The sequence below is a fragment of the Enterobacter cloacae complex sp. IR5402 genome, assembly GCF_049238125.1.
Taxonomy (GTDB): Bacteria; Pseudomonadota; Gammaproteobacteria; order Enterobacterales; family Enterobacteriaceae; genus Enterobacter; species Enterobacter hormaechei_C.
The window spans coordinates 14790-36668 of record NZ_JBMKHO010000005.1 but is presented as its reverse complement, the minus strand read 5'-3'; the positions used below and the strand labels follow the sequence as shown (position 1 = coordinate 36668).

General features: G+C 51.5%; 20 protein-coding genes. All 20 read right to left on the bottom strand.

Translation table 11 applies throughout. The features are described 5' to 3' along the window. Window positions 1-93 precede the first annotated feature (93 nt). Window positions 94-1134: a phosphate ABC transporter substrate-binding protein PstS gene (gene pstS, locus ACOTXL_RS10585; RefSeq protein ID WP_022652104.1), complete on the bottom strand. Its 1041-nt coding sequence runs from the start codon at window positions 1132-1134 to the stop codon at window positions 94-96. A gap of 246 nt (window positions 1135-1380) precedes the next feature. Beyond that, window positions 1381-2424 (bottom strand): fimbrial protein, encoded by a 1044-nt coding sequence (locus tag ACOTXL_RS10580; protein ID WP_052686666.1) that lies wholly within the window; start codon window positions 2422-2424, stop codon window positions 1381-1383. Beyond that, on the bottom strand, window positions 2421-4952 hold the full coding sequence (locus ACOTXL_RS10575) for a fimbria/pilus outer membrane usher protein (RefSeq protein ID WP_032608135.1): 2532 nt from the start codon (window positions 4950-4952) through the stop codon (window positions 2421-2423). Before ACOTXL_RS10575 ends, ACOTXL_RS10580 begins: the two co-directional genes overlap by 4 nt. Window positions 4953-4973: 21 nt before the next feature. Then, window positions 4974-5666 (bottom strand): fimbrial chaperone, encoded by a 693-nt coding sequence (locus ACOTXL_RS10570; RefSeq protein ID WP_044596304.1) that lies wholly within the window; start codon window positions 5664-5666, stop codon window positions 4974-4976. Window positions 5667-5747: 81 nt separating this feature from the next. Beyond that, complete coding sequence (locus tag ACOTXL_RS10565; protein WP_023315071.1) at window positions 5748-6311, bottom strand: chaperone-usher fimbrial major subunit; 564 nt, start codon at window positions 6309-6311, stop codon at window positions 5748-5750. Window positions 6312-6759: 448 nt separating this feature from the next. Further along, entirely contained in the window at window positions 6760-8589 is a 1830-nt protein-coding gene (glmS, locus tag ACOTXL_RS10560; RefSeq protein ID WP_023315070.1) for a glutamine--fructose-6-phosphate transaminase (isomerizing), read from the bottom strand. 240 nt (window positions 8590-8829) lie between these two features. Beyond that, window positions 8830-10200 (bottom strand): bifunctional UDP-N-acetylglucosamine diphosphorylase/glucosamine-1-phosphate N-acetyltransferase GlmU, encoded by a 1371-nt coding sequence (gene glmU, locus ACOTXL_RS10555; protein ID WP_023315069.1) that lies wholly within the window; start codon window positions 10198-10200, stop codon window positions 8830-8832. Between the two features lie 138 nt (window positions 10201-10338). Next, the gene (locus tag ACOTXL_RS10550) at window positions 10339-10758 is read right to left on the bottom strand and encodes a F0F1 ATP synthase subunit epsilon (RefSeq protein WP_003862360.1); all 420 of its coding nucleotides are present in this window, start codon (window positions 10756-10758) and stop codon (window positions 10339-10341) included. 20 nt (window positions 10759-10778) lie between these two features. Continuing rightward, window positions 10779-12161 (bottom strand): F0F1 ATP synthase subunit beta, encoded by a 1383-nt coding sequence (atpD, locus tag ACOTXL_RS10545; protein ID WP_003862362.1) that lies wholly within the window; start codon window positions 12159-12161, stop codon window positions 10779-10781. 31 nt (window positions 12162-12192) lie between these two features. Beyond that, window positions 12193-13056, bottom strand: coding sequence for a F0F1 ATP synthase subunit gamma (gene atpG, locus ACOTXL_RS10540; RefSeq protein WP_003862364.1), 864 nt, complete (start codon window positions 13054-13056; stop codon window positions 12193-12195). A 51-nt stretch (window positions 13057-13107) separates the two neighbouring features. Beyond that, complete coding sequence (gene atpA, locus ACOTXL_RS10535) at window positions 13108-14649, bottom strand: F0F1 ATP synthase subunit alpha (RefSeq protein WP_003862367.1); 1542 nt, start codon at window positions 14647-14649, stop codon at window positions 13108-13110. Window positions 14650-14661: 12 nt separating this feature from the next. Next, window positions 14662-15195: a F0F1 ATP synthase subunit delta gene (gene atpH / locus ACOTXL_RS10530; protein WP_003862369.1), complete on the bottom strand. Its 534-nt coding sequence runs from the start codon at window positions 15193-15195 to the stop codon at window positions 14662-14664. Window positions 15196-15209: 14 nt separating this feature from the next. After that, complete coding sequence (atpF, locus tag ACOTXL_RS10525; protein ID WP_003862370.1) at window positions 15210-15680, bottom strand: F0F1 ATP synthase subunit B; 471 nt, start codon at window positions 15678-15680, stop codon at window positions 15210-15212. 48 nt (window positions 15681-15728) lie between these two features. After that, entirely contained in the window at window positions 15729-15968 is a 240-nt protein-coding gene (gene atpE, locus ACOTXL_RS10520; protein WP_000429386.1) for a F0F1 ATP synthase subunit C, read from the bottom strand. 49 nt (window positions 15969-16017) lie between these two features. Beyond that, window positions 16018-16833 (bottom strand): F0F1 ATP synthase subunit A, encoded by an 816-nt coding sequence (gene atpB / locus ACOTXL_RS10515; protein WP_003862373.1) that lies wholly within the window; start codon window positions 16831-16833, stop codon window positions 16018-16020. Window positions 16834-16841: 8 nt separating this feature from the next. Then, window positions 16842-17222: a F0F1 ATP synthase subunit I gene (atpI, locus tag ACOTXL_RS10510; protein WP_003862375.1), complete on the bottom strand. Its 381-nt coding sequence runs from the start codon at window positions 17220-17222 to the stop codon at window positions 16842-16844. Window positions 17223-17838: 616 nt separating this feature from the next. Continuing rightward, on the bottom strand, window positions 17839-18462 hold the full coding sequence (rsmG, locus tag ACOTXL_RS10505; protein WP_003862377.1) for a 16S rRNA (guanine(527)-N(7))-methyltransferase RsmG: 624 nt from the start codon (window positions 18460-18462) through the stop codon (window positions 17839-17841). A 107-nt stretch (window positions 18463-18569) separates the two neighbouring features. Further along, window positions 18570-20459, bottom strand: a complete 1890-nt coding sequence (mnmG, locus tag ACOTXL_RS10500; protein WP_022652098.1) for a tRNA uridine-5-carboxymethylaminomethyl(34) synthesis enzyme MnmG — start codon at window positions 20457-20459, stop codon at window positions 18570-18572. A 374-nt stretch (window positions 20460-20833) separates the two neighbouring features. Beyond that, window positions 20834-21283 carry an FMN-binding protein MioC gene (mioC, locus tag ACOTXL_RS10495; protein ID WP_003862381.1) on the bottom strand — a complete coding sequence of 150 codons (450 nt, stop codon included), beginning with the start codon at window positions 21281-21283 and terminating at the stop codon, window positions 20834-20836. Window positions 21284-21373: 90 nt separating this feature from the next. After that, entirely contained in the window at window positions 21374-21832 is a 459-nt protein-coding gene (gene asnC / locus ACOTXL_RS10490) for a transcriptional regulator AsnC (RefSeq protein ID WP_003862383.1), read from the bottom strand. Window positions 21833-21879: the final 47 nt, after the last annotated feature.

Genomic DNA, 21879 nt, shown 5'->3' with positions numbered 1-21879 from the left:
TGCCCGGTGGCGCTGACGCTTACCGGGCCTACAGAGTAAACCGTAGGGCGGGATCGCTGCGCGCCACCCGCCATCTTCGTTAAAAATATCCTGTTAGTACAGCGCTTTACCGCTGCTGTCTTTCACGTTGGTTTTCCATGCAGCACGAATCTGCTCAACCACGCTGTCTGGCAGGCTGGCGTAATCCAGGTCATTAGCCTGTTTGCCGCCGTTTTTGTATGCCCAGTCGAAGAACTTCAGCACTTCTGCGCCCTGCTCTGGTTTCTTCTGCTCTTTGTGAACCAGAATGAAGGTGGTAGAGGTGATTGGCCACGCGTCTTCACCTTTCTGGTTAGTCAGGTCCTGAGCGAAGGATTTGCTCCAGTCAGCGCCTTTGGCGGCGTTGGCGAAGTTCTCTTCGGTCGGGCTAACCGGTTTGCCGTCGGCAGAAACCAGTTTGGTGTAGGCCAGATTGTTCTGCTTAGCGTAGGCGTACTCTACGTAGCCGATAGAGCCAGGCAGACGCTGTACGAAGGCTGCGATACCGTCGTTGCCTTTACCGCCCAGACCGGTTGGCCAGTTAACGGTAGAGCCGGAACCGACTTTAGATTTCCACTCTTCGTTCACTTTCGCCAGGTAGCTGGTGAACACGAAAGAGGTACCAGAGCCGTCAGCACGACGAACCACCGCGATATTCTGCGAAGGCAGCTTAACGCCTGGGTTCAGCTTAGTGATGGCTTCGTCATCCCATTTTTTGATTTTGCCCAGGTAGATGTCACCCAGGGTTTTGCCGTCCAGCACCAGCTCGCCTGATTTCAGGCCAGGGATGTTAACAGCCAGCACAACGCCGCCAATCACGGTCGGGAACTGGAACAGGCCTTCCTGATTCAGTTTCTCATCAGACAGCGGAGCGTCGGATGCGCCGAAATCAACGGTATTCGCGGTAATTTGTTTTACGCCACCGGAGGAGCCGATACCCTGATAGTTGACCTTGTTACCGGTCTCTTTCTGGTAGGTATCCGCCCATTTGGCATACACCGGCGCAGGGAAGGTTGCACCAGCGCCAGTCAGGCTTGCTGCTGCGAAGGCAGAGAAAGCGCTCATCGATAAGGTCGCGGCGACAACAGTTGCGACAGTGGTACGCATAACTTTCATAATGTCTCCTGCAAGGATTTCGTAAATCATTGTTTAAGTGGCTACGATGAGCAAAATAGGACAAACAGGTGACAGATAAATGTACGAAATATGACAGTTTTATGACAATCAAGGCGTTGGATATAAGTCATTGAAAATGATAATTATATATTCAACCCCCTGCCATAAAATTGTCACAATAAGCATGTTTAGTCTGGTTCAAAAAGCGCAATATGACAACGGCTGTCATAAACAGCCGTTGACGAATCAGTTTTTAATTTCCATCGTAATGGTGGCAGTCGCGGTAAACGTTCCTGGCTCAGGCCTAGCTCCCGTCGCGCTCGCCGGCGCAGCAGAAAAATTAAACTCACCCGTCTCCACACCCAGTCGAGAACGGGTTCCCATGTCCGTTTCCATGCGTCCGCCGTTAACATCCACTTCTTGATTAAACTCGTCGTAGACCTTAATACCCACATCCTGGTTTGTTGTCTCAATCATGGTTGAAAACGCGCCTGCCTGGGTGGCATGGAGTGAAACTTCAACATCTTGCCCTGAGCTCATCCCAGTGCATCTTACCGACGCCTTGATGGGTATTTTCTTATCGGAAAGGCCAGTGCCCGCTACAGATGAAAATGAAGACGCAGAGATTTTACCAAAATCCACTTCAATGATTTGACCGCCGTTAACTTCACACTCCTGCGGCGCGGTAATATCCCCTTGAATAAAAACATCAGCCAGTTTATTGCCATAGTCGGTGGCTAATACACTAGAAGTATTAGCATACAGCGAAGCGAGTAACGTCAACGGAATAGTAACGGTGCCGATAAACGGTTCTTTGACATAAAAATAAATGGTTGCGTCGGAACCGCTTGTAAAGGTGGTCGTATTAAGGGAATTAACGCAGTTGTAATAACCACTGGGGTTGTTAGGCCGGTCCTCAAAGGGAACGTTGATATAACCGCGCCCCATGATCATGATCGACAATCCAACATCTAAATACTCATCTAATACATAGTATTGCACTTTATTTCGGCTGACGCTTTTCCGCAAGGCGGGGTTATCTTTGGCTGTAAAGTAAACATAGTTATAATCGCGATTACAGTGGCATACCCCTTCATACTGACCACCGTTATCTACTTGTTTGCTAATTGTCTGGCCAGCTTTATTCTGTGAGGCGCTGAGCGTAGTGCCGGAAAACGAAAGTATGCTGTGGTGTGTACCGCCTTTAGCTTCGCAATATGTATCCGCAGACCATGCGTGCTGGCACACTGCGCAGATGCACAGCACGATGATTAATTTAACGATATTCAATTTGATACTCCGTTATTAGCGCATGTTACCGGCAGTTGTAACAGCCCATTGTCCTTTGGCGCTTCGAGATGATACTCAACCTGGCAGATGGATTGACCAGTAATATTAAAACGGCCAACTAAGGGCATTCCTGAAAGATAAAGCTCGCCGTTATCCCCCACAATCCCGGTTACCGTTCCCGTATCCAGATCGGCCGTCGCCATTGCGCCAAACGGCGCAGGTTTGCCGTTAGCCATAATGACGCTGAATAAAACGCGATAGCCGATGCGAGTTTTAAACGCTGCTTTCACTACCGCGCCGCGGGTAGGTACAAGATTAACAACGGTATTATCCAGTTCGACGTTAGCACGTGAAAAATAGTTGCTGTTAATCGCTATACGGTTTTCTTCGTAAGGATTAAGCTGCGTTTTGACGGTGTATCCACGCCAGTCCGTCGCTACCCCGGTCGTGTTTTCAACCGACAGGCCGCCCGCTCCTGGCGCTTCCACTAGCGCCACCGTTTCACCCAACTCCTGGGAAAAGGTCACGCCGTCGCGGTGAATCAGAATACCGCCACGCGCCCCGTAGTTTATACGCTGCGAATCCTGGCTATAGGCGTAGCTGCCATTTACCGATCCGTAGGTGCCGTCGTAGTTCAGGCTGGCATTGCTGCTATGGGTATTATTCGATGTATTCGTCCAGGACTCCTGCACGCTATACGCCAGATTGTGGCCTTCCAACAGAGTGCCGCCGATCCCGGCCTGCATGCTACTGTCGTTATGATTATTCTGGGTCATGGAGTAGTTAACGTAACTCCCTTCCAACCAGCCAGAGAGCGGCAAAGAAACCGTGAACATAAAAATATGTTCGCTATCGGTGTAGTCGTCGCTGTGGCTGCCGCTGGAATAGCGGTTGATCGAGTCGGTATAATTCCATGTCAGGTTCCATGATATCTGCCGCCAGTTATTGCTGTAACCAAGCTGAAGCAGACGCTCGACCTCATCGGTGTGCCAGTACTGCTGACGGCTCAGCGTCAGGTAGAAATTTCCCCGATCGGGCCCCAACGATTGGGTCCAGGTACCTTCCAGGCGACTACGCCGGTTTCCCATGTTCCAGAAATCAGAAACATCATTCTGGCGAGATGCCCACTCGGTTAGTGAATAAAAGCCTTCTGTAGAGTACCGGTATCCTACGAGACGAAAATTGGTATCTGTATCATCAAATCGTTTGGAATAGAGGAAACGGTATGATTGCCCTTTTTCCTCGTCGCCATTGTCAAAAGACGAGCGAGCCTGGGTTATATCTAGCGACATCGCACCCAGCGCACCCATATCCTTCCCCATCCCTATAGCTGCGGAGGCATAATCTTGCGCAACCTGCGTTCCACCGTAGAGCGTTAATCCCCACGGCATCCCGTGTAATACCTGCGCCTGTAACACATCGGGTGTAAAGCCGCTCTCAGCGCGCATTTCACCGACGCTGACATCAACGTCGGTCTGTCCTTCTCGTTTCAGTATTGCCAGAGAAGCGTAAGGCTGTGTAAAACGCTGCTCGCTGCCGTCTTCCTCTTTGATTGTTACGTCCAGATCGCCGCCACCGCTGGTGGTATTCAGATCGGTGATTTCAAACGCGCCCTGCGGTACCGCCGACTGATAGATCACATAGTTATTCTGGCGGATCGTCACGGTCGCGTTGCTTTTTGCGATACCGCGCACTATCGGCGCAAAGCCATTCTGACTGGACGGTAGCATGTCGTCATCGGTATAGAGTCTGACGCCGCGGATCTGCGTACTGTCAAAGATGTCGCTTGCGGTCCAGGTATCGCCAACCATGATCTGGCTGCGTAGCGCGGCGATATCTCGCTGCACATAGCTGCTGATGGAGTGGTACTCAGCGCTGCCTGCTGTCGAATCCACTGTGCTGTAGTTGCGAAGCCGCCAGGACCCGAGATTAAGACCATTGCGCAAATTCAGGTAGTAGCTGTCATCCTCCTCAGAATCATAATTTGATCGAAGAGTATGCGAACCGGAAAAGTCATAGTTGGTCATCAAGGCGTTAATGCCTTCATCCCATCGCGAGGGACTAATATAATCATACGCCGCTGAATCAAGATAAATTTGTGGAATGGAGATGTTCAACACCAGCTTGTTGCCGTCGAATAGCCAGCGTGATCCCTCCACCAACGGAGCGGGGTTGACGCAGGCGGTGCTATCCACTCCACGCAGCGTTTTCAACGCCTCAACCTTTACGCCGTAAGATATAAGGACATCATTGATAGCGACGTAGCAAGGATGGAGTTCGTCCTCGGGAGCATCCTGCACAAACGTCACTTCCTTACGTTCAAAAAATTTGCCGTTAATGAATACATCAACTTTATAGCTGCCAGGGGGAAGCGCGTTGGAACGGTTAAATTGACGAATATCGACATCGACCGGATGATCGATTTCCAGAAGTTTCGGGTTAAACAGGCTGTCCTGTGCTAACGACTGAACAGGAATGCTCAGACATAACCCCGATATCATGGCAATGCAGTGACGTAAGCCAATCATTAAGACATCCCTATCAGAATATTAAAGCACCTGTTTTACTGGGTTGCTGACGGCGCCGTAATCATTAATAAAACGCCAAACAAGCGTATGGCCTGCACTTCCTGGTGGTAATGTCAGCGAGAGTTTTTCAAAGGGTTTGATCATATTGACTGGTATGTCTTTACCATCAACTGATACATCCATGATATTGATATGGATAGGATTATTATTCTGAACAATAAGTTGCCGACCTTGTTTTGACCATGCGACGTTCGCTACCGCCTTCTCAGGGATTAACGTAATAGCCGCCGGTCGCCAGAACAGTTTGATACGTGTCTTAATCGCAATTTCCAGCGAGCTGGTCTCTTTTTTACTGCTGGATGGCGGAATATTTTTTATGTTCAGCCAAAAAACGGATTCGCGATCGGTGGGCAACGTCCCGGCCATTTTAAGTACGCGTAAGACCTTTTCTTGCATTGGCTCAAGCCTGGAAACGGGTGGTATGACGGTAAAAGGCGGTTTATGTTTATCTTCTTTGTCAAAGGGGTCGACCCAGGTTTGTATCAGGTACGGCAGATCGCTCTCTTTGTTGTAAATCGATATGGTGGCATCAGGACTATCAGCCAAAAAAATGACGCGCGTGCCGCCGACAATGATGCCTGCACAGGCTATTGACGAGCTGAGACACATTGTCGCAGCCATGAATGTTTTAAATAAACGTGTAAAAGCAACCATACAGCCTCTCATTAGTTGACGCCCTTAAAATGTTTATTATTAGCAACGCGAATAAGGGCGTCTTTTAACTAATAAATGTAATTATTTCACATATTCAACGGTGAACTGAGAGTCAGCGTTAGCTGTACCTGGCGTTACGGTCGTAGAGGTTGCAATATAACGTGCAATGAATTTTAAATCGGCCTTAGTATCCACAATATCAGTTGTGGCAGAATCTTTGTATAACTCAACCTGAGAGTTGTCTGCGCGGTTATAGATACGAATCGCTACGCCCGTTGCAGTGACCGCGTCGCCTGTACCCGTAAAGTCGCCTGGCGTGCCTGTTTTTTCCGGGTTACCTATCGCCAGATCGCCATTGCCAGCTTCAGTACCGTCAAATCGAACCGATGCCTTGGTATAGGTTGGCGGGCATTTCTCCAGGCTGATAGTGAATTGCGTTGGTGCGGAGGTGCTGCCTACACCGTTGAATGCCGTTTTACTGACTTTACCTAAATCAACGTTTTGTTCTTTCGTAACGGTGGTAATTTCACAAGCGCTATCAATGATCTCACCACGGAAATGTACAGTACCATCAGATGCCAGAGCAGCACCAGATAATATGGATGAAGACAAGATTATTGCGCTGGCGATAGCATTTAGTTTCATGACAACCCCTATTAATTTTATATCGCTGATATTTTATTTATTAACCAAATAAAATGATTAAATTTGAAGCGGCGTAATATTACGATCCTAAAAACGCCTCTGACAAATAAGTTTTCCAGCTTGTAATATTTTATTTTAAGAAGGATGAATGAAATGTATCAGATTCAATCATGTTATAAATATCAGCCACAAACAATAAATGCGATATCTACTGGCAGGAGGATTATTTTAGGAATATATTAATATCTTAATAATAAACAATTATTATTTGATCGTTTTTGCAACAGCACAAGTCCAAAAAACGGAGAGCGAAAAAAATGTAACCACATGTTTTACATGAAACATTTTACGCCATAGGGTACACAAGAAAGTAAAAATGAGGCGTGTAAAGAAGTAGCAACAAATAAAAAGGCTGCCACGCAAATGGCAGCCTTTTTACAGGAAGTGATTACTCAACGGTAACCGATTTAGCCAGGTTACGTGGCTGGTCTACGTCGGTGCCCTTGATCAGCGCGACGTGATAAGCCAGCAGTTGCAGCGGTACGGTGTAGAAGATCGGCGCAATCACCTCTTCCACATGCGGCATCTCGATGATGTGCATGTTGTCGCTGCTGGCGAAACCGGCATCTTTATCCGCAAAGACGTACAGAACACCACCACGGGCGCGCACTTCTTCGATGTTAGATTTCAGTTTTTCCAGCAGTTCGTTGTTAGGTGCCACCACGATAACTGGCATATCCGCATCGATCAGCGCCAGCGGGCCATGCTTCAGCTCGCCTGCCGCATAGGCTTCAGCGTGAATATAAGAGATCTCTTTGAGCTTCAGTGCGCCTTCCAGCGCAATCGGATACTGATCGCCACGCCCCAGGAACAGGGAGTGATGTTTGTCAGAGAAATCTTCAGCCAGCGCCTCAATGCGTTTGTCCTGAGACAGCATCTGCTCAATACGGCTCGGCAGCGCCTGAAGGCCATGCACGATGTCGTGTTCAACGGAAGCATCCTGGCCTTTCAGACGCGCCAGTTTCGCCACCAGCATCAGCAGAACGGTCAGCTGAGTAGTAAACGCTTTGGTGGAAGCCACGCCGATTTCGGTACCCGCTTTGGTCATCAGCGCCAGATCGGATTCACGTACCAGCGAAGAGCCCGGCACGTTACAAATGGCCAGCGAGCCGAGGTAACCCAGTTCTTTAGACAGACGCAGCGCCGCCAGGGTATCGGCCGTTTCGCCAGACTGAGAAAGGGTGATCATCAGGCTGTTACGACGCACCGCAGATTTGCGATAGCGGAACTCAGAGGCGATTTCCACATCACACGGCACACCCGCCAGGGATTCAAACCAGTAGCGCGAGACCATACCGGAGTTGTAAGAGGTACCGCAGGCCACGATCTGAATGTGCTCGACTTTGCTCAGCAGTTCGTTGGCATTGGCGCCCAGCTCGCTCAGATCCACTTCACCATGGCTGATGCGACCAGTCAGGGTGTTTTTAATGGCGTTTGGCTGTTCGTAGATCTCTTTCTGCATGTAGTGACGGTAAGCACCTTTGTCGCCCGCGTCGTATTGCAGGTTTGATTCGATCTCCTGACGCTTAACCTGCTCGCCTTTTGTGTCGAATACGGTCACGCTGCGACGTGTCACCTCGGCAATGTCTCCCTCTTCCAGGAAGATAAAGCGACGGGTAACCGGCAGCAGCGCCAGCTGGTCGGAAGCGATAAAGTTTTCACCCATGCCCAGACCAATCACCATCGGACTACCGGAACGCGCGGCCAGCAGCGTGGACGGGTCGCGGGAATCCATGATCACCGTACCGTAAGCACCACGTAGCTGAGGGATAGCGCGCAGCACCGCATCACGCAGTGTACCGCCCTTTGCCAGCTCCCAGTGCACCAGGTGAGCAATCACTTCGGTGTCGGTTTCAGAGACGAAGGTATAGCCGCGCGCTTTCAGTTCTTCACGCAGCGGTTCGTGGTTTTCGATAATGCCGTTATGCACGACCACGATGTGTTCAGACACATGCGGGTGTGCGTTGCCTTCAGATGGCTCACCGTGGGTAGCCCAGCGGGTATGCGCAATACCGGTGCCACCGTGCAGCGGATGTTCTTCCGCAGCCTGGGCCAGCATCTGCACTTTACCGAGACGGCGCAGACGGGTCATATGACCTTCTGCATCAACGACAGCCAGCCCGGCTGAGTCGTAACCACGGTATTCCAGACGACGTAAACCTTCGAGAAGGATTTCAGCAATATCACGCTGCGCAACTGCGCCAACAATTCCACACATAGTTATATTTCCTGATTATGGCGTTATGCCATGCGTTGTCGCTGACCTGTATTTGCCCTTTCCGGGCGCCCCGAGCCTTGTAGAGAGTGGGGTTATTTTTATGGGTACTGCTTGTGGGGGGAGGATTATGTTATCCCCTCACCCCGGCCCTCTCCCCAAAGGGGCGAGGGAGAAAAACACCGCACCGAACAATCCCCTCTCCCCTGTGAGGAGAGGGTTAGGGTGAGGGGTATAAATCCGTTACTTCTGCTTCACCGGGCGTTTCCAGCCCTGCTTGCTGACCTGCGGAACGCGGCTTAACACCAGCTCGTTCTCGGCCACATCGCGCGTAACGGTTGTCCCGGCGGCAATGGTCACGCCTTTGCCCACGGTAACAGGCGCCACCAGCTGGGTATCGGAGCCTACAAACACGTCATCACCAATGATGGTTTTAAACTTATTGGCGCCGTCATAGTTACAGGTAATCGTCCCTGCACCAATGTTTACGTTGTCGCCAATTTCCGCATCGCCCAGATAGGTCAGATGACCCGCTTTAGAGCCCTTACCCAGACGCGCTTTTTTCATTTCCACGAAGTTACCTACGTGAGCACCTTCCAGCAGCTCAGCGCCCGGGCGCAGACGCGCAAATGGGCCAATCGTACAGGCCGCCTCAAGATGGGCATCTTCCACCACGCTGTACGGGCTGATTTCGCAGTCGTCACCGATCGCGCTGTTTTTAATCACACAGCCGGTGCCGATTTTGACGCGGTTGCCCAGCGTGACGTTACCTTCCAGGATAACGTTAGTATCTATTTCAACGTCGCGCCCGTGGGTCAGCGTGCCACGCAGATCGAAACGCGCCGGATCGCGCAGCATAACGCCCGCGAGCAACAGCTTTTCTGCCTGCTCGGACTGGTAAATACGCTCAAGACGGGAAAGCTGGAGACGGTTGTTTACCCCGTCCGTTTCGCTGATACGCGCCGGATGAACGGCAGCAATCTCACGCCCTTCCTGGTAAGCCATCGCAATGATGTCGGTGATGTAGTATTCACCCTGCGCGTTGTTATTGTTGAGTCTGGACAGCCAGCGCTTCATATCCGCACCGTTCGCAATCAGGATGCCGGTGTTGATCTCCTGAATCTGGCGCTGTTCGTCAGTGGCATCTTTATGCTCAACAATCCCCGTCACGTTGCCGTTTTCACGCGTAATGCGGCCATAGCCGGTTGGATCGTCCAGCACGACGGTCAACAAACCGATGCCACCCTGCGGTTTGGCTTCACGCAGCCGAGTAAGGGTTTCAACGGAGATCAGCGGGACGTCGCCGTAGAGCATCAGGATATCTTCATCATCAGCGAAGAAGGGTGCAGCCTGCTGCATTGCATGACCCGTACCCAGCTGTTCTGCCTGAAGCACCCAGTTGAGATTGTCGTCACGCAGCGTTTTTTTCAGCAGATCGCCGCCATGTCCATAAACCAGATGCACCTGGCTGGCGCCTAATTCATTCGCTGCATCAATAACATGCTGAACCATTGGCTTTCCTGCCAGCGTGTGGAGCACTTTAGGCAGATCGGAATACATGCGGGTACCTTTGCCTGCGGCAAGGATCACCACGCTCATCGCACTGTTTAACATACGCATCCTGACGGTAGTTTGTGTGAGAAGTAAAAACGTTTGATGCTTAAAATTCTACATCTTTTTCATCATGAATTAAGGCCGAAAAAAAAAGCCAGCCTGGGATCCAGACTGGCTTTTGTGCTTTTCAAGCCGGTGTTACATCGCTTTTTTGGTCAACTCGATAACGCGCAGTTTCGCGATCGCTTTGGCCAGCTCCGCAGACGCCTGAGCGTAATCCACGTCACCATGAGAGCTGTTAATGTGCTCTTCAGCCTTACGCTTCGATTCCAGGGCTCGCGCTTCGTCGAGATCCTGGCCACGAATAGCGGTATCGGCCAGAACGGTCACACTGCCTGGCTGCACTTCAAGAATGCCGCCGGACAGATAGATAAACTCTTCATGACCGAACTGTTTAACGATGCGGATCATACCAGGCTTAATGGCGGTGAGCAGCGGTGCGTGACCCGGGAAAATACCCAGTTCACCTTCACTACCCGTTACCTGGATTTTCTCGACCAGACCAGAGAACATTTGTTGCTCTGCGCTGACGACGTCCAGGTGGTAAGTCATTGCCATATCACCCTCCGATTAAGGCGTTAAAGTTTTTTGGCTTTTTCCACGGCTTCTTCGATGGAACCAACCATGTAGAACGCCTGCTCTGGCAGGTGATCGTATTCGCCTTCCATGATGCCTTTAAAGCCACGGATGGTGTCTTTCAGGGAAACGTATTTACCTGGAGAACCGGTGAATACTTCCGCAACGAAGAACGGCTGGGACAGGAAGCGCTGGATCTTACGCGCACGTGCTACCACCAGTTTGTCTTCTTCAGACAGTTCATCCATACCCAGGATGGCGATGATGTCTTTCAGTTCCTGATAACGTTGCAGCAGGGACTGTACGCCACGCGCGGTGTCGTAGTGCTCCTGGCCAACAACCAGTGGATCCAGCTGACGGCTGGTGGAGTCCAGCGGGTCAACGGCCGGGTAGATACCCAGAGACGCGATCTGACGGCTCAGTACCACGGTTGCATCTAAGTGAGCAAAGGTGGTGGCTGGAGATGGGTCAGTCAAGTCATCCGCAGGTACGTATACCGCCTGAACGGAAGTGATAGAACCAGTTTTGGTAGAGGTGATACGTTCCTGAAGAACACCCATCTCTTCCGCAAGCGTAGGCTGATAACCTACCGCTGAAGGCATACGACCCAGCAGTGCAGATACTTCAGTACCGGCCAGGGTGTAACGGTAGATGTTATCAACGAACAGCAGAACGTCACGGCCTTCGTCACGGAACTTCTCAGCCATCGTCAGGCCAGTCAGCGCAACGCGCAGACGGTTTCCTGGTGGCTCGTTCATCTGGCCGTAAACCAGGGATACTTTATCCAGAACGTTGGAGTCGGTCATTTCGTGGTAGAAGTCGTTACCCTCACGAGTACGTTCACCTACGCCCGCAAACACGGAGTAACCGGAGTGCTCGATCGCGATGTTACGGATCAGCTCCATCATGTTTACGGTTTTACCTACACCCGCACCACCGAACAGACCGACTTTACCGCCCTTCGCGAACGGACACATCAGGTCGATAACTTTGATGCCGGTTTCCAGCAGTTCCTGAGAGCTGGACAGCTCTTCGTAGGAAGGTGCCGCGCGGTGGATAGCCCAACGCTCTTCTTCACCGATGTCGCCTTTCATGTCGATTGGTTGACCCAATACGTTCATGATACGACCCAGTGTTGCTTTACCTACCGGGACTTCGATCGGGTGCTCAAGGTCTTTTACTTCCAGACCACGACGCAGACCGTCGGAAGAACCCATGGCGATGGTACGCACGATACCGCCGCCGAGCTGCTGCTGAACTTCCAGCACCAGGCTCTCGTTACCATTCTGTACCTCAAGCGCGTCGTACACGCGTGGTACGGCGTCCTGAGGGAACTCGACGTCCACCACGGCGCCGATTACCTGGACAATCTTTCCAGTAGCCATCTTGAATCCTCTACGTAATTCGTAAACCTGGTTAAACCGCGGCGGCCCCCGAGACGATCTCGGTGAGTTCCTGAGTAATGCTGGCCTGACGAGCTTTGTTGTAAACCAACTGCAGCTCTTTAATCAGGCTGCCGCCATTATCGGTCGCGGCTTTCATCGCCACCATTCGTGCGGCCTGCTCGCTGGCCAGGTTTTCTACAACGCCCTGATAAACCTGAGATTCAACGTAACGACGCAGCAGGGTATCCAGCAGCGGTTTCGGATCGGGTTCATACAGGTAATCCCAGGCTTTCTGTTTCAGCTCGTCATCTTCTGATGCCGGTAACGGCAGCATCTGAGTGAGCGTAGGCACCTGAGACATGGTGTTAATAAATTTGTTGCTGACAACGTACAGTCTGTCCAGACGGCCTTCATCGTAGGCCTGCAACATCACTTTAACCGGGCCGATCAGTTCGGACAGGGACGGGTTATCACCCATACCGGTCACCTGAGCGACAATGTTGCCACCAACGGAGTTAAAGAAAGAGACGCCTTTAGAGCCAATCAGTGCCAGATCGCACTGAACGCCTTTATCGGACCAGCCTTTCATATCCGCCAGCAGTTTTTTGAACAGGTTAATGTTCAAGCCGCCACACAGACCACGGTCAGTCGACACCACCAGGTAGCCCACGCGCTTAACGTCGCGTTCTTCCAGGTAAGGGTGCTTATATTCCAGATTACCGTTTGCAAGGTGACCAATCACTTTGCGCATGGTCTCTGCATAAGGACGGCTGGCCGCCATGCGATCCTGCGATTTACGCATTTTGGAAGCGGCGACCATCTCCATCGCTTTAGTGATCTTTTGCGTGTTCTGGACGCTTGCGATCTTACTACGTATCTCTTTTGCGCCGGCCATGAGCTTCTCCTCAATGCCAGACGGCTTGTCCTGAGACAAGCCGCCGGACGATTACCAGGATTGGGTTGCTTTGAAGGAATCGAGGATAGCTTTCAGCTTGCCTTCGATTTCGTCGTTATAGCCACCGGTCTGGTTGATCTCTTGCATCAGCGGAGCGTGATCACGGTCGACGTAAGCCAGCAGAGCGGCTTCGAAGCTACCGATTTTCGCCAGTTCCACATCTTCGAGGTAACCGCGTTCAGCCGCGAACAGTACCAGGCCCTGCTGAGCAACAGACATTGGCGCGTACTGTTTCTGCTTCAGCAGCTCGGTCACTTTCTGACCGTGGCTCAGCTGTTTACGGGTTGCTTCGTCCAGATCGGATGCGAACTGAGAGAACGCAGCCAGTTCACGATACTGTGCCAGCGCGGTACGGATACCACCGGACAGTTTCTTGATGATCTTGGTCTGAGCAGCACCACCCACACGGGATACGGAGATACCCGGGTTAACCGCCGGACGAATACCGGAGTTAAACAGGTTGGTTTCCAGGAAGATCTGACCATCGGTAATGGAGATTACGTTGGTCGGAACGAACGCAGAAACGTCACCCGCTTGGGTTTCAATGATCGGCAGGGCGGTCAGAGAACCTGTTTTACCCTTCACTTCACCTTTGGTGAAGTTCTCGACGTATTCCGCGTTAACGCGGGAAGCACGCTCCAGCAGACGAGAGTGGAGGTAGAATACGTCGCCCGGGAATGCTTCACGTCCTGGTGGACGACGGAGCAGCAGGGAAACCTGACGATAAGCAACAGCCTGTTTAGACAGGTCATCGTATACGATCAGCGCATCTTCACCGCGGTCACGGAAGTATTCGCCCATTGCGCAACCGGCGTATGGTGCCAGGTATTGCAGTGCAGCAGATTCAGACGCGGTTGCTACCACAACGATGGTGTTAGACAGTGCGCCGTGCTCTTCCAGTTTACGAACCACGTTGGAAATGGTGGACGCTTTCTGGCCGATAGCCACGTACACACATTTGATGCCGGAATCACGCTGGTTGATGATGGCGTCGATTGCCATCGCGGTTTTACCGGTCTGACGGTCACCGATGATCAGTTCACGCTGACCACGACCGATTGGGATCATGGCATCAACGGACTTATAACCCGTCTGTACTGGCTGATCAACAGACTGACGGTCGATAACGCCTGGTGCGATAACTTCGATTGGGGAGAAGCCATCGTGCTCAACCGGACCTTTACCGTCGATTGGCGCACCCAGGGTGTTAACAACGCGACCCAGCAGGCCACGGCCAACCGGCACTTCAAGAATACGGCCAGTACACTTAACCTTCATGCCTTCGGCGAGGTCAGCGTATGGACCCATCACAACGGCACCTACGGAGTCGCGCTCCAGGTTCAGTGCGATAGCGTAACGGTTACCCGGCAGGGAAATCATCTCACCCTGCATACAATCGGCCAGGCCGTGGATGCGGATAACACCGTCACTTACAGAAACAATAGTACCTTCGTTGTGAGCTTCACTCACAACATTGAACTGAGCAATGCGCTGCTTGATCAGTTCGCTGATTTCGGTGGAATTCAGTTGCATGCTCCAGTCCCCTTAAGACTGCAAGACGTCTGCAAGGCGCTCAAGACGGCCGCGTACGCTGCCATCAATGACCATATCACCCGAGCGGATGATTACGCCTGCCATTACAGACTTATCGATTTTGCAATTCAGCTTAACTTTGCGTGACAGACGTTTTTCCATCGCGGCGGTGATTTTCGCAAGCTGTTCGTCACTCAGTTCAGTCGCGGAAGTTACTTCAACTTCAGCGGTAGCTTCACTAAGGGCACGTAAGTGCTCAAACTGCTCGAGAACATCCGGGAGCACACGGAGACGACCATTTTCCGCCATCACCTTAATCAGGTTCTGGCCGTTGGCATCCAGTTGCTCTCCGCACACGGCGATAAACGACGCGGCGAGGGTTTCAGGCGCTAACGCACCAGAAAGCAACTCGGCCATTTGTTCGTTTTTCGTCACCTCAGCGGCAAACGCCAGCATATTCTGCCAGCGATCGACATTTTGGTGTTCGACAGCAAAGTCAAAAGCTGCTTTGGCGTAGGGGCGAGCTACCGTAACAAATTCAGACATCAGCCCCTCCCTCCTTACAGTTCAGCGACAAGTTTGTCCACGATGTCGCTGTTAGCAGCTTCATCCACGGAACGTTCGATGATCTTCTCGGCGCCAGCAACAGCCAGAATCGCAACCTGCTTACGCAGTTCTTCACGAGCACGTTTACGCTCAGCTTCAATTTCAGCCTGAGCCTGTGTCACGATCTTAGTACGTTCCTGTTCTGCTTCAGCTTTGGCTTCGTCCAGGATCTGAGAACGGCGTTTGTTAGCCTGTTCAATGATTACCTGAGCTTCAGCTTTCGCTTTTTTCAGCTGGTCTGTCGCGTTGGCCTGTGCAAGGTCCAAATCTTTCTTAGCGCGTTCTGCGGAAGCCAGACCGTCAGCAATTTCTTTCTGACGTTTTTCGATGGCAGCCATTAAAGGCGGCCATACATACTTCATGCAGAACCAGACAAAGAGAATAAACGCGATGGCCTGGCCGAGGATTGTTGCGTTCATGTTCACAGCACAATACCTCTTAAATTTCTGTGGCTTGGGGTTTTAAAACAACTACTACGCGACAGCAAACATCACGTACAGACCCAGACCTACAGCGATCATTGGGATTGCATCCACCAGACCCATAACGATAAAGAACTGAGTACGCAGCAGAGGAATCAGATCAGGTTGACGCGCTGCGCCTTCCAGGAATTTGCCCCCGAGGATGCCGATACCGATCGCAGCACCGATAGCCGCCAGACCCATCATCACAGCGGCAGCCATGTACAGCAGATCCATATTCAGGTTTTCCATGACAGTCTCCAGTTTGTTTCAATTAAAACGTAGTAGTGTTGGTAAAAAATCAGTGCTCTTCAGACGCCATCGACAGATAGACGATCGTCAGAACCATGAAGATAAAGGCTTGCAGCGTAATGATCAGGATGTGGAAAATGGCCCATGGCACATTCAGAATCCACTGTGACCACCACGGCAGAAGACCCGCGATCAGAATGAAAATCAGCTCACCCGCATACATGTTGCCGAACAGTCGCAGACCCAGTGAAACAGGTTTGGACAGCAGGCTAACGCCTTCCAGAATCAGGTTGACCGGAATAAACGCCCAGTGGTTGAACGGCTGCAAGGTAAGCTCTTTCACAAAGCCGCTTACGCCTTTCATTTTGATGCTGTAGAACAGAATGAGGATAAATACGCCCAGCGCCATCGACAGGGTGATGTTCACGTCGGCAGACGGAACCACGCGCAGTGCAGGCAGGCCGAGTACGTGCTCACCGATCCAAGGTAAGAAATCGATAGGCAGGAGGTCCATCAGGTTCATCAGGAAGACCCAAACGAACACGGTCAGGGCCAGCGGAGCAATCAGTTTGCTCTTACCATGGTACATGTCTTTCACGCTGCCATGGACGAAGCCGATGATCATCTCGATGAACGTCTGGAATTTCCCTGGAACACCGCTGGTCGCCTTTTTAGCAACGCTACGGAACATGGCCAGGAACAGAAGACCCAAAACCACCGAGAAGAACATGGAGTCGATGTTGATCGTCCAGAAGGTGGCCGGGGGGTTATGTGGATCCACCAGCGAGAATGTACGCAGGTCCAGCTGAAGGTTATTCAGATGGTGACCTATGTAATCCTGCGGCGTCATATTTTCTGAAGCCATGATGCCTTTTACCCTTTGTTATTGATTACAGCTGGAGCCAGAACTTGTACCACCAGCACCAAAACCCACGTTGCTATCAGCGGCATGAATACCACTTTCAAAACCGCCAGCGCCATCACCAGTAGAGCAAAGGTCAGCAACACCTTACACACTTCGCCGAGAGCGAAGGACCAGGCCACGCGGCCTTTGGCAGGTGTATGCGCCTGATGACGCCAGGCAAAAATCATAAACAACACGTTTGGCAGAACCACCGCCAAACCTCCGCACGCGGCGGAGATGCCCCAGAAGGGGTCTTTGAGGCTAAACAGCAGTCCACTTGCTATCACAGCCAGAAACTGAATGAACAGAAGCTTACGAGCAACGTTTCTACTCAAGAGCGACACAGACATCACGTTTTTACTCCTGCTCCCTTCGAGGTATGCCGCGTGTCGTATAAAACGTCCTTTAAGGCTCAGAGTCAAGCATCAAAAAGCGGTCAAATTATACGGTGCGTACCCGTGATTTCAAACATTAAGTAGCGAAAAGGTGAATAAATGTTTAAATATTTTTCCCCAGTCCTATTTTTCAACTTTTGACCTAAGCGTTGACCTTCAGGCAAAACTGCAAACAGCGCGGAAACGTTGGTGATAAAGCGTGCACGAGATCACAAAATACACATTTGCGATAAAGTGGTATTTATCAAAGACGTAAAACGATTAATTTCATCTGCATGAAATTAAAGCAAAAAAACCGCAACTATTTTTAAAACAGAGCCGTATACAACAAAAACCTTTTATTGACATTCTTAATAAATATTTAACATTCCATTCTTGTTGCTTTTACCCACTTTTAGCAGACTGATAATTTCATGGTTGACTATCCTCTGAGTGAACGAATCACGTCAGGTTAACCATAAGAAAATACATGGTAACAACAAGGTTAAATTAACGACGACCAAATCAGACTGAATGTGCTGCTTTTTAACACGATCAGAACAGCACAAATTCCACATTTTTTATTAATTTTTTAAAAAGTGTTTGGCTTAATTATCACCAGATGACGCTCACCTTCGAGCTGAGGGATCTGGAGTTTCTCAATGGATTCGACAACAAAACCGTCCGGAAGCTGCTCGATTTCGTCCCCCGGAAGTTGCCCTTTCAGCGCATAAAAACGCCCCTTCTCCGCTGGCAGGTGTTTGCACCAGCTCACCATGTCATTGAGTGAGGCAAACGCGCGGCTGATAACACCGTCAAACGGTGGCTCTGCCGGGAACTCCTCTACCCTGCTCTGTACGGGCGTAATGTTTTCCAGCTTCAGCTCATGCTGAACCTGGCGTAAAAAGCGTACGCGCTTGCCCAGGCTGTCCAGCAGCGTGAAATGACTCTCCGGTCGAACAATAGACAACGGAACGCCCGGCAAGCCCGGACCGGTGCCCACATCGATAAAACGTTCACCGTTCAGATACGGCGCCACGACGATGCTATCGAGAATATGGCGAATCAGCATCTCGTTGGGATCGCGTACGGAGGTGAGGTTGTACGCTTTATTCCATTTGTTCAGCATATCGACATAGGCCACCAGCTGATTTTTCTGGTGATCGGTGAGCGAAATACCTGCCTGTTCCAGCAGACGAGAGAGTTTATTGAGCACGGTGGATACCTGTTGAGAAACTTAAGTGGCGGGTGGCGCTTCGCTAACCCGCCCTACGGGTTCAGTAGGCCCGGTAAGCGCAGCGCCACCGGGCTATTTACAGAGCATTACGCGCTACGGCGCAGCATGCCCTGCTTTTTCAGCCACACCAGCAGAATCGAAATCGCGGCAGGTGTGACGCCAGAGATACGTGAGGCCTGGCCAATCGATACAGGTTTGTGATCGTTCAGCTTAGCGATCACTTCGTTGGAAAGGCCCGTCACCTGACGGTAGTCCAGCATTTCCGGCAGCAGCGTGTTTTCGTTGCGCTGCTGTTTTTCGATCTCATCCTGCTGACGCGCGATGTAGCCTTCGTACTTCACCTGAATTTCGACCTGCTCGGCCGCTTCAGCGTCTTCAAGGCCCGGTGCGAACGCCGTCAGTTTGACCAGATTCTCGTAGGTGACTTCAGGACGGCGCAGCAGATCTTCCCCACTGGCTTCGCGCGACAGCGGTGCTGTTAAGTGAGCATTCACTTCAGCAGCAGTTTCCGCCTGCGGATTCACCCAAGTGGTTTTCAGGCGCTGACGTTCCTGTTCAATGTGTTCCAGCTTCTCGTTGAAGCGCGCCCAGCGCTCGTCATCCACCAGACCCAGCTCGCGGCCCACCTCGGTCAGACGCAGATCGGCATTGTCTTCGCGCAGCATCAGGCGATATTCCGCACGAGAAGTAAACATGCGGTACGGTTCTTTGGTCCCCAGCGTGCAGAGATCGTCGACCAGAACGCCCAGGTAAGCCTGAGAACGCGCCGGTGCCCAGCCCTCTTTCTCGGCAGAGAAGCGAGCGGCGTTCAGACCGGCCAGCAGCCCTTGCGCGGCAGCTTCTTCGTACCCGGTGGTGCCGTTAATCTGGCCTGCGAAGAACAGACCCTGAATGAATTTGCTTTCCAGCGTCGGCTTCAGGTCACGCGGATCGAAGAAATCGTACTCAATAGCGTAGCCAGGACGAACGATCTTCGCGTTTTCCATGCCCTGCATTGAACGCACAATCTGCATCTGCACGTCGAACGGCAGGCTGGTGGAGATGCCGTTCGGGTAAATTTCGTTAGAGGTCAGCCCTTCCGGTTCGAGGAAGATCTGGTGCTGATTACGATCGGCAAAGCGCATCACTTTGTCTTCGATCGACGGGCAATAACGCGGACCGATCCCTTCGATCACACCAGCATACATTGGGCTGCGATCGAGATTATTGCGGATCACGTCATGGGTTTTTTCATTGGTGTGCGTGATGTAGCACGGCACCTGCTGCGGATGTTGCGCCGCATTGCCCATGAACGAGAACACCGGCATCGGGTTATCGCCGTGCTGCTGTGCCAGCACGCTGAAATCAATGGTGCGCGCATCAATACGCGGCGGCGTGCCGGTTTTCAGGCGGCTTACGCGCAGCGGCAGCTCACGCAGACGACGAGATAACGGAATTGACGGCGGATCGCCAGCACGACCACCGCTGTAATTGTCCAGACCAATATGGATTTTACCGTCCAGGAATGTCCCGACCGTCAGCACCACCGCTTTTGCGCGGAATTTGAGACCCATTTGGGTCACGGCGCCAACAACACGATCGTTTTCCACGATAAGATCTTCTACCGCCTGCTGGAAGATCATCAGGTTCGGTTGGTTTTCCAGCGCGGTGCGCACAGCCTGACGGTAAAGCACACGGTCTGCCTGTGCACGGGTGGCGCGAACAGCCGGACCTTTACTCGCGTTTAGTATCCTAAACTGAATACCCGCATGATCGATCGCTTTCGCCATCAGGCCGCCAAGTGCATCCACTTCTTTTACCAGGTGTCCTTTCCCAATGCCGCCAATCGCCGGATTACAGGACATTTGTCCCAGCGTGTCGATATTGTGTGTCAAAAGCAGGGTCTGCTGACCCATTCGCGCTGCGGCCATTGCGGCCTCAGTGCCTGCGTGACCCCCGCCAATGATGATGACGTCAAAAGGATCCTGATAAAACATGGTGGTCTGCCTCGCGTAAAGCGGTATGAAAATGGATTGAAGCCCGGGCCGTGGATTCTACTCAACTTTAGTCTTTCGAGAAAGCATTGGTATCCTGGGCTATTAAAAAGAAGATCTTTTTATTTAGAGATCTGTTCTATTGTGATCTCTTATTAGGATCGCAGACCTTTGTGGATAAGTCCGATCCCATAAATAAGATCATGCAGTTAGGAAGGATCGTTTGCTGTGAATGATCGGTGATCCTGGACCGTATAAGCTGGGATCAGATCGCCACTTTATACACAGGTCAAAAACTAAACCAACGTTGTTATTTGGATAACTACGGCTTAATACGAGCTTTTAACCAGAGTTATCCACATCTGTTCGCACGATCTTTAATCGTTTTTGAGTAAATTTTTCCATTCCGCGAGCCAGATCTCGGCTGGATCTTCGGGAATATCATGATCGAGGATGTTGATCTTCAGCGTTTCACCCAGCTGTTTTGCTCCGCAGGCGGTCACCGCAGCTTCTACTTTCTCTATGGCGCCACAGAAAGTGTCATATTCACGGCTGCCGATCCCCACAGCGCCAAACCGGACGTTTGACAGATCGGGCTGTTGTTCCAGCAGTTCGTCATATAAAGGTTGCAGGTTATCTGGCAGATCGCCCGCGCCGTGCGTGGAGGTGATCAGCAGCCAGACCCCGTCAGTCGGGAGATCTTCCAGCAGCGGTCCGTGCAGCGTTTGTGTAGAAAAGCCCGCGTCTTCCAGCTTCTCAGCCAGATGTTCCGCTACATATTCCGCACCGCCCAGGGTGCTGCCGCTGATAAGAGTAATGTCCGCCATTGATCGCTCGCTCAGATAAAGAGGCGGCCATTGTACGCTGTGAACGAGCTGGGATCTACCTGTGGAAAATGTGGGAATGAAATTTCCCGATCACGGGCGGATAGTACGCATGATCGGGTTTTGCAGGGAGATCAGGGTTTCAGTGGACTGAATTTCATCGATTGTTTGGATCTTGTTGATAAGTACCTGCTGGAGGGCGTCAATGGATCGGCACATGACCTTTATAAAGATGCTGTAGTGCCCGGTGGTGTAGTACGCCTCAGTGACTTCATCCAGCGCGTTCAGTTTCTCCAGCGCGGAGGGGTAATCTTTGGCGCTTTTCAGAATAATGCCAATGAAGCAGCAGACGTCGTAGCCGAGTTGCTTCGGGCTGACATCAATGCGTGCGCCGGTGATGATCCCGGCCTGCTTCATTTTCTCTACGCGAACGTGAATGGTCCCCGGGCTGACGCCAAATTGTTTAGCCAGTTCGGCATACGCGGTGCGTGCGTTGGCCATGAGCGCTTCCAGAATGCCGCGGTCCAGATTGTCGATCTGATAATTTTCCATAGGTTTTTCTTATGAAGATTAATGATTCCTTCTATTCTAGCGTCTTA